The organism is Staphylococcus pasteuri, from assembly GCF_003970495.1.
GTDB classification, from domain to species: Bacteria; Bacillota; Bacilli; order Staphylococcales; family Staphylococcaceae; genus Staphylococcus; species Staphylococcus pasteuri.
In genome coordinates, this window is the sequence record NZ_RXWW01000021.1 from 1 (window position 1) to 12,917 (window position 12,917).

General features: G+C 31.1%; 14 protein-coding genes and 1 riboswitch. Of the genes, 11 read left to right on the forward strand and 3 right to left on the reverse strand.

Annotation, left to right across the window (positions count from 1 at the left end):
- From CD121_RS02595 to gcvPB, 4 genes are all read left to right on the forward strand, one after another.
- Nucleotides 1-302: shikimate kinase (locus tag CD121_RS02595; protein ID WP_306669221.1), on the forward strand; the 302-nt coding region annotated here is incomplete at its 5' end.
- A riboswitch (glycine riboswitch) is annotated at nucleotides 299-395 on the forward strand. (Overlaps the previous gene by 4 nt.)
- A 78-nt stretch (nucleotides 396-473) precedes the next feature.
- Nucleotides 474-1,565, forward strand: coding sequence for a glycine cleavage system aminomethyltransferase GcvT (gcvT, locus tag CD121_RS02600; RefSeq protein WP_126567392.1), 1,092 nt, complete (start codon nucleotides 474-476; stop codon nucleotides 1,563-1,565).
- Nucleotides 1,566-1,583: 18 nt separating this feature from the next.
- Nucleotides 1,584-2,933 carry an aminomethyl-transferring glycine dehydrogenase subunit GcvPA gene (gcvPA, locus tag CD121_RS02605; RefSeq protein ID WP_046466728.1) on the forward strand — a complete coding sequence of 450 codons (1,350 nt, stop codon included), beginning with the start codon at nucleotides 1,584-1,586 and terminating at the stop codon, nucleotides 2,931-2,933.
- On the forward strand, nucleotides 2,923-4,395 hold the full coding sequence (gene gcvPB, locus CD121_RS02610) for an aminomethyl-transferring glycine dehydrogenase subunit GcvPB (protein WP_126567393.1): 1,473 nt from the start codon (nucleotides 2,923-2,925) through the stop codon (nucleotides 4,393-4,395). Before gcvPA ends, gcvPB begins: the two co-directional genes overlap by 11 nt.
- 147 nt (nucleotides 4,396-4,542) lie before the next feature.
- On the opposite strand, the gene CD121_RS02615 is transcribed toward gcvPB, so the two are convergent.
- On the reverse strand, nucleotides 4,543-4,926 hold the full coding sequence (locus tag CD121_RS02615) for a rhodanese-like domain-containing protein (protein WP_126567394.1): 384 nt from the start codon (nucleotides 4,924-4,926) through the stop codon (nucleotides 4,543-4,545).
- A 160-nt stretch (nucleotides 4,927-5,086) separates the two neighbouring features.
- Between CD121_RS02615 and lipM the strand changes: the two genes are divergently transcribed.
- On the forward strand, nucleotides 5,087-5,917 hold the full coding sequence (lipM, locus tag CD121_RS02620) for an octanoyltransferase LipM (RefSeq protein WP_126567395.1): 831 nt from the start codon (nucleotides 5,087-5,089) through the stop codon (nucleotides 5,915-5,917).
- A gap of 69 nt (nucleotides 5,918-5,986) precedes the next feature.
- Here lipM and CD121_RS02625 read toward each other — a convergent pair whose 3' ends face one another.
- Both CD121_RS02625 and CD121_RS02630 read right to left on the reverse strand, forming a co-directional pair.
- Nucleotides 5,987-6,199: an SA1362 family protein gene (locus CD121_RS02625; RefSeq protein ID WP_029055294.1), complete on the reverse strand. Its 213-nt coding sequence runs from the start codon at nucleotides 6,197-6,199 to the stop codon at nucleotides 5,987-5,989.
- 16 nt (nucleotides 6,200-6,215) lie between these two features.
- Nucleotides 6,216-6,794 carry a hypothetical protein gene (locus tag CD121_RS02630; protein ID WP_126567396.1) on the reverse strand — a complete coding sequence of 193 codons (579 nt, stop codon included), beginning with the start codon at nucleotides 6,792-6,794 and terminating at the stop codon, nucleotides 6,216-6,218.
- 107 nt (nucleotides 6,795-6,901) lie between these two features.
- On the opposite strand from CD121_RS02630, the gene CD121_RS02635 reads away from it, so the two are divergent.
- From CD121_RS02635 to argD, 6 genes are all read left to right on the forward strand, one after another.
- Nucleotides 6,902-7,963: a M24 family metallopeptidase gene (locus CD121_RS02635; RefSeq protein WP_017637911.1), complete on the forward strand. Its 1,062-nt coding sequence runs from the start codon at nucleotides 6,902-6,904 to the stop codon at nucleotides 7,961-7,963.
- Nucleotides 7,964-7,988: 25 nt separating this feature from the next.
- Nucleotides 7,989-8,546 carry an elongation factor P gene (gene efp, locus CD121_RS02640; RefSeq protein WP_017637912.1) on the forward strand — a complete coding sequence of 186 codons (558 nt, stop codon included), beginning with the start codon at nucleotides 7,989-7,991 and terminating at the stop codon, nucleotides 8,544-8,546.
- Between the two features lie 155 nt (nucleotides 8,547-8,701).
- Complete coding sequence (gene argC / locus CD121_RS02645) at nucleotides 8,702-9,724, forward strand: N-acetyl-gamma-glutamyl-phosphate reductase (protein ID WP_108000534.1); 1,023 nt, start codon at nucleotides 8,702-8,704, stop codon at nucleotides 9,722-9,724.
- A gap of 14 nt (nucleotides 9,725-9,738) precedes the next feature.
- On the forward strand, nucleotides 9,739-10,932 hold the full coding sequence (gene argJ / locus CD121_RS02650) for a bifunctional glutamate N-acetyltransferase/amino-acid acetyltransferase ArgJ (protein ID WP_070453844.1): 1,194 nt from the start codon (nucleotides 9,739-9,741) through the stop codon (nucleotides 10,930-10,932).
- A gap of 10 nt (nucleotides 10,933-10,942) precedes the next feature.
- Nucleotides 10,943-11,686 carry an acetylglutamate kinase gene (gene argB / locus CD121_RS02655; RefSeq protein ID WP_117239011.1) on the forward strand — a complete coding sequence of 248 codons (744 nt, stop codon included), beginning with the start codon at nucleotides 10,943-10,945 and terminating at the stop codon, nucleotides 11,684-11,686.
- Entirely contained in the window at nucleotides 11,683-12,822 is a 1,140-nt protein-coding gene (gene argD / locus CD121_RS02660) for an acetylornithine transaminase (RefSeq protein WP_126567397.1), read from the forward strand. The genes argB and argD overlap by 4 nt, the downstream gene beginning before the upstream one ends.
- Nucleotides 12,823-12,917 lie beyond the last annotated feature (95 nt).

Below are 12,917 nucleotides of genomic sequence, written 5' to 3' on the forward strand. Positions count from 1 at the left end.
CTTTAAATAAGTTTGATATTATTTCTACAGGTGGTGGAATAATTGAAAATCAAGCTTCTCTTGATTTATTAAAATTACAAAAAAATGTAATTTGGTTAGATTGTGACATTGAAATTGTATTTGAAAGGATTGTTAATGATCCTCATAGACCAAATGCTAATAATAAGTCACTAAATCAACTAAAAAACTTGTATTCATCAAGGATTTCAAGATATAATGAAATCGCATTCATGAAAGTGAATAGTAATCAAAATGTATCAGATATTTATCAAGAAATTACAACTTCATTAACTAGCGATTGATCAGTATTAGAGAGAATAAAAGAAAGCTTTTATCGCCGAAGGTGCAAGTAGCAATACTACGAAACTCTCAGGCAAAAGGATAATACTGTTACGCGTTCCTGGAGAATAACTTTAAACAGGGTAGCAATTGTTTTGCTACTCTGTTTTTAAATAAATATAGGGGGTTTTGACATGACAAGCGAGTTAAAAAAGACGCCATTATATCAAAATTATGTAGACAGTGGTGCTAAGATAGTAGAATTTGGTGGATGGTCAATGCCTGTTCAATTTTCAAGTATTAAAGAAGAGCACAATGCAGTTCGTTATGAAATTGGTTTATTCGATGTAAGTCATATGGGAGAAATTCAAATCCAAGGTACAGATGCTAAAGCATTCGTACAATATATTTTATCGAATGATACTAATAATCTAACTGATTCAAAAGCTCTATACACTGCTTTATGTAATGAAGAAGGCGGCATTATTGACGACTTGGTTACATATAAATTAGCAGATAATGACTATTTATTAGTTGTTAATGCTGGAAATACCGATAAAGACTTCCAATGGATTGAAAAACAATCTAAAAAATTTGATGTTGAAGTAAAAAATTTTTCTAAAGATTATGGTCAATTAGCATTGCAAGGACCAAAAGCTAGAGACTTAATTCAAAAATTAGTAGACATAGATATTTCTGAAATGGGTATGTTTGAATTTAAAAAAGATGTTCAACTTTTAAATAAAAACGTTATTCTTTCTCAATCAGGTTATACAGGTGAAGACGGTTTTGAAATTTATTGTGATGCTAAAGATACTGTAGATATCTGGAATGGTTTATTAGAATACGACGTAGTTCCTTGTGGTTTAGGAGCTAGAGATACTTTAAGATTAGAAGCTGGTTTACCATTACATGGTCAAGATTTAACTGAATCAATTACTCCATATGAAGGTGGAATTGCATTTGCTGCTAAACCTTTAATTGAAGAAGATTTTATCGGTAAATCTGTATTAAAAGACCAAAAAGAAAATGGTTCAACAAGACGTACTGTTGGATTAGAAATTTTAGATAAAGGTATTGCTAGAACTGGATACGAAGTATTAGATTTAGATGGTAATCAAATTGGAGAAGTAACTTCAGGAACAAAATCTCCTTCTTCTGATAAATCAATCGCATTAGCTATTATCAATAGAGATGAGTTTGAAATGGGTAAAGAAGTACTTGTTCAAATTAGAAAAAGACAAGTAAAAGCAAAAATTGTTAAGAAGAACCAAATTGAAAAATAGAACAAAGGGGTGGACGAATTGAGTCATCGTTATATACCATTAACTGATCAAGATAAGCAAGAAATGTTAGACACTATAGGTGCAAAATCAATTGATGAATTATTTGGAGACGTTCCTTCAGATATTTTATTAAATAGAGATTTAGGCATTGGAGAGAGTGAATCTGAAACAACTTTATTAAAACGTTTAAATAAAGTTGCTAGTAAAAACGTTACAAAAGAAACTCACGCATCTTATCTTGGTGCTGGCGTGTACGACCACTATGCACCTTCTGTTGTAGATGCAATGATTTCTAGATCAGAATTTTATACTGCTTACACACCATATCAACCAGAAATTTCACAAGGCGAACTACAAGCTATTTTCGAATTTCAAACATTAATTTGTGAATTAACTAATATGGATGTAGCAAACTCTTCTATGTATGATGGTATGACTAGTTTTGCTGAAGCATGTATTTTAGCTTATAGTCACACTAAAAAGAATAAAATTGTTGTATCAAAAGGATTACATTATCAAGCATTACAAGTATTAAATACGTATGCTAAAACACGTCAAGAATTTGAAGTCGTAGAAGTAGATTTAGATGGTACTATAACTGATTTAGAAAAACTAGAACAAGCAGTTGACGATGATACTGCAGCAGTAGCTGTACAATATCCAAATTTCTTTGGTTCAATAGAAGACTTAGAGAAAATTCAAAGCTTTATAGAAGATAAAAAAGCATTATTTATTGTTTATGCAAATCCTTTAGCATTAGGTTTATTAACACCTCCTGGATCATTCGGTGCTGATATAGTAGTTGGAGATACACAACCATTTGGTATTCCATCTCAATTCGGTGGACCACATTGTGGTTACTTCGCTACTACTAAAAAGCTAATGCGTAAAGTACCAGGTAGATTAGTTGGTCAAACCCAAGATGATGAAGGAAACAGAGGTTTTGTATTAACTTTACAAGCACGTGAACAACATATTCGTCGTGATAAAGCAACTTCAAATATTTGTTCTAACCAAGCGTTAAATGCTCTAGCTTCATCTATTGCAATGTCAGCTTTAGGTAAACAAGGTATATATGATATAGCTGTACAAAACTTTGAACATGCTAACTATGCTAAACAATCATTTAAAGACGCTGGATTTAATGTTTTAGAAGGTACTTCATTCAATGAATTCGTAGTAGAATTTAATAAACCAATTACCGAAGTTAATAAAGCTTTAGCTGAGGAAGACATTATTGGTGGCTTTGACTTGAGTGTAGTTTCAAGTGAATTCAATAACCATATGCTAATTGCAGTTACTGAATTAAGAACTAAAGAAGAAATCGATACATTTGTTAAGAAAGCTGGTGAAATTAATGGTAAGTAAATCAAGTCCACTTATTTTTGAAAGATCTAAAGAGGGTAGATATGCCTATTCTTTACCGCAAAGCGAAATTAACAACAATTCATTTGAATCGATTTTAGATGATAAATTTATTAGAAAAGATAAAGCTGAATTCCCTGAAGTAGCTGAATTAGATTTAGTACGTCACTATACAGAGTTATCTAACAAAAACTTCGGTGTCGACACTGGTTTTTATCCGTTAGGCTCATGTACTATGAAATACAATCCTAAAATTAATGAAAAGGTAGCAAGAATTCCTGGTTTCAGTGAAGTACACCCACTTCAAGATGAAAACCAAATCCAAGGATCTCTTGAAATTATTTATAGTTTACAAGAAGAACTTAAAGAAATTACAGGTATGGATGAAGTTACGCTTCAACCAGCTGCAGGGGCACATGGTGAGTGGACTGCATTAATGATTTTCAAAGCTTACCACCAAAATAATGGTGAAGGTCATCGTGATGAAGTTATCGTTCCTGACTCAGCTCACGGAACAAACCCTGCGTCAGCATCATTTGCTGGGTTCAAATCAGTTACCGTAAAATCAAACGAACGTGGAGAAGTCGATATTGAAGACTTAAAACGTGTTGTAAATGAAAATACAGCAGCGATCATGTTAACGAATCCTAATACATTAGGTATTTTTGAAAAAAATATTATGGAAATTAGAGAAATTGTCCATGAAGCTGGTGGTTTATTATACTATGATGGCGCTAACTTAAATGCTATTATGGATAAAGTTCGCCCAGGAGACATGGGATTTGATGCAGTTCATTTAAATCTTCATAAAACATTTACTGGTCCACATGGTGGCGGTGGCCCTGGTTCTGGACCTGTGGGAGTTGTAAAAGAATTAGCAAGTTATTTACCAAAACCAATGGTAATTAAAGAAAATGACTATTATAAATATGATAATGATATCAAAAACTCTATTGGACGAGTTAAACCATTCTACGGTAACTTTGGTATTTATCTAAGAGCTTATACTTATATTAGAACAATGGGTGCAAAAGGCCTTAAAGAAGTTTCAGAAGCTGCGGTATTAAATGCTAACTACTTAAAAGCACGCTTAAATGATCATTTTGAGATTCCATATCAACAATATTGTAAACACGAATTTGTGTTAAGTGGTATTAAACAAAAACAATATGGCGTTAGAACATTAGATATGGCTAAAAGATTATTAGACTTTGGTGTACATCCACCAACAATTTACTTCCCATTAAATGTGGAAGAAGGTATGATGATTGAACCTACAGAAACTGAATCAAAAGAGACATTAGATCATTTTGCAGATACTTTAATCCAAATTGCTAATGAAGCTAAAGACGATCCGGATAAAGTTCTTGAAGCCCCTCATACTACAATAATAGACAGATTAGATGAAACAACAGCTGCAAGAAAACCAATTCTTAAATTTGAAAATCTACATGCTGAAAAATAATAATTTTTATAGAGCCCGTTAGTGTATCATTCCAGTACACTAACGGGCTCTTTTTACATAAAAAAGAGTAAAGATAATGCGACTTTATATAAGTCACATTATCTTTACTCCGAAATCATTTAATATTTTCATAAAAATATCAAATGACTATTTTTTGGACTTAATTTTACCAGTCCATTTTTTATAGCCGCCTTTAAGCATATAAATATCATTATAGCCATTTTTTCTTAACATACGAGCAGCACGATAGCTTGCTATACCGTTCGCATCACAAAGATATATAGGTTGATCTTTTCTTAAACCTTGGAATCTTTGTTTAAACATAGTAATTGGAATATTTCGAGCACCGTTAATGTGACCATAATCATAATCAACTTTTTCTCTCACATCAACTACTTGTGCTTTACGTAAACCTTTATGAAATTCATTTTGGTCTAATTCTTTAACAGCTCGTTTATTAAGAATTTGTTGAACGACCATATAACCAATTATTATTAAAATAATAATTGCAATATACAAAGAGATACTCATGTTGCATCCTCCCTAATTTACCGATATTATAATTATAAGACTGTTAGAACAAATTATCAAAATATTTTTATACATTTACAGATGTTTTAATAATTTATTCGTAATTATAGGGCTATAATCAAATTTGTTACTAAAGCAATTATTAATGGGGGATTTAATCATGACAGAAACATGGAATTTTATTAACACTGGTAGTAAAGATCCATATTACAATATGGCAATGGATGAAGCACTACTTAATTTCGTTTCTAGGGGGGAAATTGATCCGGTCATACGGTTTTATACATGGAATCCTGCGACACTATCAATAGGTTACTTCCAACGATTAAAAAAAGAAATAGATATTGAAAAGGTAAAAGAAAAAGGCTATGGACTAGTGAGACGACAAACTGGAGGAAGAGGTGTGTTACACGACAAAGAACTAACTTACAGTGTTATTGTTCCTGAATCACATCCTAAAATGCCTACAACTGTAACTGAAGCCTATAGAGTTATTTCTCAAGGATTATTAGAAGGATTTAAAAATTTAGGTTTTGAAACTTATTTTGCTGTTCCTCGTTCCAAAGAAGAAAGAGAAAAATTAAAACAACCACGTAGTTCAGTTTGCTTCGATGCACCTAGTTGGTATGAACTCGTTGTTGAAGGTCGTAAAATTGCTGGAAGTGCACAAACACGACAAAAAGGCGTGATTCTACAACATGGATCTATTTTACAAGACATTGATGTAGACGAACTTTTTGACTTATTTATTTTTAAACATGATCGATTAAAAAACAAAATGAAAGAAGCATTTGTAGATAAAGCGGTAGCGATTAACGACATCTCAGAAAAGCACATAACCCTAAATGAAATGGAAAATGCATTTAAAGAAGGTTTTAAAGAAGGTTTACAAATTGAATTTAAACCATTAATACTTACCGATGAACAAATGAACGAAGTTAAAGAACTAGAAGAAAAATTCCGTTCAGATGAATGGACATATAGAAAGTAATATAATCAATAATAAAGCAGTAGTCATCATCAAATTAATGATATCAATGACTACTGCTTATTTTTATTACTATTTATTTCTTTTACGATATTTTCTTGCAGCTCGTTTATACTTTCTTTGATCTTCTGTTAAAAAGAAAAAGTAGTATATTAGATAAATAATTAACACTAAAACTGCGAAACTAATTAACATTTTAACGATTGAAAACAAAAATACGTCTAAATTCATTATCAAACCAAATGCTGCAATCGCTATAACGATATAAAACATTATATTTTTCATTTAAATCCACCTAATTCTAATTAACTTCACTTTGTACACTAGCTAATTTTTTCTGTCCTTTATTAATTTTCTTTTTATTTTTTTCTTGATAACCTTGTTCGATGTCACTAAAGGCTGAAGTTATATTTTTATTTATCTTATTAATACTTTTTTTCGTTGATTTATCTTCACTTGTCATTGAGTCTTCATCTATATCAGATTTATATGTACTATAAGCATCGTTTAAATCAGATGTAATTGTTGATAATTTCTTTTGGATAGAGTTACTTCCTTTATTTTTAGTCACATCCGCATCTATGTCATTATACTTCTCTATAGATTTTGCAATTTTATTATAATAAGAAGAGCTTGCATTTAAATTCTTTTCTTTTTTCTTATTAGTAGCTGTTTGCTTACTATTTTCTTTATCTTTTTGTAATCCTGCAATTTTAGATTTTTGATCGCTAATATCTTGATTTAATTGCTGAATATCTAATTTTAATTGATGATTGTCATCTCTAAGTTTTGTAGTTTTATCTTCTAGTGGTGCAAGATTTTGACTACCACAACCAGCTAATAAGCAAGATGCGCCAATCACGATTATATATTTCTTCATGATTATCTCCCTAAACTAAAAACTATTATATTATTTATTGATTATGCTATCATTTTAATGTATTCAAATAAAATGTACAAACGTTATACTAATTATGGAGGTATTATATGAATAAATTAGAGCAAGTTCAACAATTATTAAAATCTAAAAAACTAGATGCAATTGTCATCCTTTCAGATTACAACAGAAGATATTTATCAGAATTTACTGGTACAAGTGGGGCATTGATTATTTCATCAAACCACAAATATTTAGTTACAGATTTTAGATATACAGAACAAGCTAAAAAACAAGCTACTGAGTTTGAAATTGTAAATAGAAAAAATGATATGATTTCCGAAATCAAATCTATTCTTGAAAAAGAAAAATTAGAAAATGTAGGTTTTGAAGGTCATGAGGTGAGTTATGATACGTACCTCGAATTAAATAAAGGTATGATTACATTAATCAGTATTTCTGATGCAATTGAAAAAATTAGAGAAGTAAAATCAGAAGAAGAAATTGATATAATTAAAAAAGCTGCACAAATCGTTGACGAAACATATGACTATATATTAACAGTTGTAAAAGCTGGTATGTCAGAACGTGAAGTCAAAGCTGCCTTAGAAAGTAAAATGTTACAATTAGGAGCAGATGGTCCTTCTTTTGATACGATTGTAGCATCAGGTTATCGAGGCGCTTTACCTCATGGTGTGGCAAGTGATAAAATTATTGAGCAAGGCGATATGATCACATTGGATTTTGGCGCATATTACAAAGGTTATTGTTCTGATATAACAAGAACATTTGCGATAGGTGAACCAGATCCAAAAATGAAAGAAATTTATGATATAGTATTAAAAGCACAAATAAAAGCTATCGATGAAATTAAACCGGGCTTAACTGTTAAAGAAGCAGATGCATTATCCCGTAATTACATTGAAGCAAAAGGATATGGTGAGCATTTTGGCCATTCATTAGGTCACGGTATTGGTTTAGACATACACGAAGGACCATTGCTTTCACAAAAAGCATCTGGACATCTTCAAGTTAATAATTGCGTTACGATTGAACCAGGTATTTATGTTGATGGATTAGGTGGCGTTAGAATTGAAGATGATATTTTAATTACAGAAAATGGTTGTGAAGTCTTTACTAAATGCACAAAAGACCTTATTATTTTAGAATAAGCGTGTATATTGAGGAGGAAACTGAATGATTTCAGTAAATGATTTTAAAACAGGTTTAACAATATCAGTAGATAATGGTATTTGGAAAGTAATTGATTTCCAACATGTAAAACCAGGAAAAGGATCTGCATTCGTTCGTTCTAAATTACGTAATTTAAGAACTGGTGCTATTCAAGAAAAAACATTTAGAGCAGGCGAAAAAGTTGAACAAGCTATGATTGAAAATCGTCGTATGCAATACCTATATGCAGATGGTGATAATCATGTATTCATGGATAATGAAACATTCGATCAAACAGAATTACCAGGCGATTATCTAAAAGATGAATTAAATTATTTAAAAGCTAATATGGAAGTTCAAATTCAATCTTATGATGGAGAAGTAATTGGACTTGAATTACCAAAAACTGTTGAATTAGAAGTTACTGAAACTGAACCAGGTATTAAAGGTGATACTGCAACTGGTGCTACAAAATCAGCTACAGTTGAAACTGGTTATACATTGAACGTACCTTTATTCGTTAACGAAGGTGACATTCTAGTAATTAATACTGGAGACGGAAGTTACATTTCAAGAGGATAGTCATCAAATTGATGTTCTTCAACACTCATAACTGTCAGAAATGATAGTTGTGAGTGTTTTTTTGCATTTTAATTAACTAAAATATTATATTGTAGGCTTGATAATTTTATAAGTATACAATATAATTGTATAAAAATACGAAAAGAGGTTTAAGTATGCGTATTAGTATTGTGGGGATTACTGGTTATTCTGGATTAGAATTAGTGCGACTTATCCATTCGCATAATCACTTAGAAGTTGTTTCTATACATGCGACTCAATCTACTGGCACTAAACTATCTGAAATCTATCCACATTTAAAAGGTATCTGTGACTTAGTAATTAAACCATTTGATGCTCGTTACATAATGAAACATGCAGATTTAGTAGTATTTGCCACACCTAGCGGAATAGCAAGTCAATTATCTTCATACTTTATTAATTATCAATTTCCAGTCGTTGATATATCCGGAGATCATAGACTGCCTCCTGATGATTACCAATTATGGTACAAGAAAGAAGCAGTTTCATTAGATATACAAGAACAATTTACATATAGTCTTCCTGAATTTTCTAATATAAAAAACCAAAAATTCATTTCAAACCCAGGTTGTTACGCAACAGCAGTAGAACTTGCACTTATACCACTAGTAAAAGATAAATTAATTCAGTTAGATTCAATCATCGTTGACGCAAAGAGTGGATTATCTGGAGCAGGTAAAAACCCAACCACTACTAGTCATTTTGTAAATATAAACAATAATTATATTACATATAAATTGAATGAACATCAGCATATACCAGAAATTCTACAAATGCTAAAAAAGTACGATAAAAATTTACAGAATATTCAATTTTCTACATCATTAATACCTGTTAATAGAGGAATTATTTCTACTATTTATTGCAAGTTAAATAGTGACATTCATCCAAGTAAAATTAAACTTAGTTATGACTCAGCATATAAAGATAAGTATTTTATACGTATAGTGAATAACATGCCTCAATTGACAGATGTGATTGGTTCAAATTTTGTAAATATTGGTTTTAAATATAATAAATCTATGAATATTTTAACAATTATGGTAGTGTTAGATAATTTAATCAAAGGCGCTTCTGGACAAGCCCTTCAAAATATTAATCTTATGTATGGGTTTGATGAAACAGAAGGTCTTCGCACTTTACCATCAATAGTGTAGTAAGGAGTAACAACATGATAGAAATCACAGGAAACATAGCAAGTCCTATTGGTTATACCGCAGATGGTATTCATTCAGGCATAAAAAAGAAAAACTTAGATTTAGGATGGATTGTGTCTGAAATACCCGCAAGTGTTGCATATGTACAAACAACTAATAAAGTTAAAGCCGCTCCCTTAATTTTAAATAATGAAACTATTCAGGCAAATGGTAAAGTACAAGCTATTATTGTTAATTCTGGTATTGCAAATGCATGTACTGGCTCTCAAGGTATGGAAGATGCTGTCTCAATGCAACAACTCACTGCTAATGCACTGAACATTAATCAAAATCTAGTAACTGTCGCATCTACAGGTGTCATTGGTAAACACTTGCCAATGGATATCATCGACAATGGGATTAGACGGTTAAATAAAAATGGTAACGCTCATCATTTTGCAAAAGCAATATTAACTACTGATTTAACTACTAAAACATGTGTGGTCACTGAAACCATTCATCAACAGAAAATCACTATGGCAGGTGTCGCAAAAGGATCAGGTATGATACATCCAAATATGGCTACTATGTTAGCGTTTATCACTTGTGATGCCAATATATCAACTGAAACATTACAGCTGGCATTACAAACTAATGTCAATAAAACGTTCAATCAAATCACAATAGATGGAGACACATCAACTAATGATTTAGTACTTGTATTATCAAATGGCTTAGCACGTAATCAGGAAATTTTACCGAACACGGAGGAATACATAACGTTTTGCAATATGTTAGAGCACGTCATGCGAAATCTTGCTATGAAAATCGCTAAAGATGGAGAAGGTGCAACCAAACTAATAGAAGTTAAAGTAATGGGAATGCCTACAGAAACATCTGCTAGAATGATTGCTAAAACAGTAGTGGGGTCTAGTTTGGTTAAATCAGCAATTTTTGGAGAAGACCCGAATTGGGGACGTATTCTTGCCTCTATAGGCTATACAAAGACAAACTTTGATGTAACAAATATAGACATTGCTATTGAAGATATACTTGTTATGACTCATTCAACTCCTGAAGCTTTTGATAAACAACAAATGCAACATCTATTAAAAAAAGATCATATTAAAATTTCTATCAATATGCATCAAGGAAATCAAAATGGAACTGCCTGGGGATGTGACCTAACTTATGACTATGTAAAAATAAACGCTTTATATACAACTTAGAGGTAATAATATGAATAAAATTATAGTAATAAAAATGGGCGGTATTGCAACAAAAAACATTACACCTGAAACAATTCAACAATTAAAAATTTGGATTAAACAACGATATAAAATTATTATCGTACATGGCGGAGGAAAAGTGATCGAAGAATTATTAATCAATGCTGGCCATACTACAATAAAAAAAGATGGTCTTAGAATAACATCACAGTCAGATCTTCCTATAATTAAAGAAGCACTTTTCAATCATGTCGGGGCACAATTAACTGCATATTTAAAGAAGCAAAACATAGCAGTCAATCACTTAAAAGAAAAGCAACTCTCTTTTATACAAGCAGAGTATTTGAATTATAAAATATATGGTTCTGTAGGTACATCTATACAAATTAATCCAAATTATATTAACGATCTTTTAAATAAAAATAATATCCCAGTATTAGCATCATTAGGAACTCATATAAATGGTGAATTAATCAACATTAATGCGGACCATTTAGCAACTGCCATAGCTATTTCACTAAAAGCACAAAAATTGATTCTGATGACAGATGTAAAAGGTGTCATAGAAAACGGGAAACTCATCAATCGATTACATATAAATGAGGTACAAACTAAAATAAAAGAAAACATTATTACTGGGGGTATGATTCCTAAGATTGAAAGTGCTGTTGATACAGTAAAGGCAGGGGTCAATAAAGTTATCATAGGTGACAACTTGTTAACAGGGACAGTCATAGAGGGGAACATCAAATGAGTTATTTATTTCAAAATTATAAACGATCAAATATTGAATTCGTAAAAGCACAAGGCAATGAACTAATTGATGAAAATGGTAATAAATATCTCGATTTTTCATCAGGAATTGGTGTTACAAATTTAGGATTTCATCCACAACTTATTGATACATTACAACAGCAAATTAACCTTATATGGCACACACCTAATTTATACATAAATACATTACAAGAAGAAGTTGCAAAATTGTTAGTAGGTGAACAAGACTATTGTGTTTACTTTTGTAATAGTGGTGCCGAAGCAAACGAAGCAGCCATTAAATTAGCACGAAAATTCACTAGTAAACAATCTATAATTTGCTTTGAACAATCATTTCATGGTAGGACTTATGGTGCAATGTCAGCGACAGGACAATCTAAAATTAAATATGGATTTGGTGATGGTGTTCCACATTTTTCGTTTGCCAAATTAAATGATATTGAAAGTGTTAAAACATTGATTTCTAGTGATACTGCAGCAATTATGTTCGAATTAATTCAAGGTGAATCAGGTATACATCTGGCGCAATCAACATTTATTAATCAACTAAATCAGTTATGCAAAGACAACAACATATTATTGATATTAGATGAAATTCAAACTGGAATTGGTCGCACTGGAACGATATTTGCATATGAACAGTATGGTATTCAACCTGATATTATTACAACTGCTAAAGGACTAGCAAATGGTATACCGTGTGGTGCTATGATAGGACATTGTCGTTTGAGCCATGCCTTTGATTATGGTAGTCATGGATCTACATTTGGCGGAAATAAATTAGCAATGACAGTGGCTAAAGAAACCCTCTCAATAGTAAAAGATAAAGAATTTTTAAATCAAATTAGTTTAAAAGGTAAAACTTTACTTGCTAAATTAAAAAAACAATTAAAAGATAATCCAAATATTATAGACATCCGTGGTAAAGGGTTAATGATTGGTATTGAAACAACATTAAATATAGAACAATTAGTTAACGAAGCTCGTCGCCGAGGATTAATTGTTTTACCAGCAGGCCAAAATGTTATTCGATTACTACCTCCACTTACTATTACTTCACAACAAATTGATAAAGCAATAAGCATTTTAAATCAAATTTTCAATAAAAAATATTAAACTAACACAATAACGTGAAAGCAATCAACATACGATCTTTCACGTTTTTTATGTTTTACAAATGACTATATACGATTAATCTATTTATATTACTT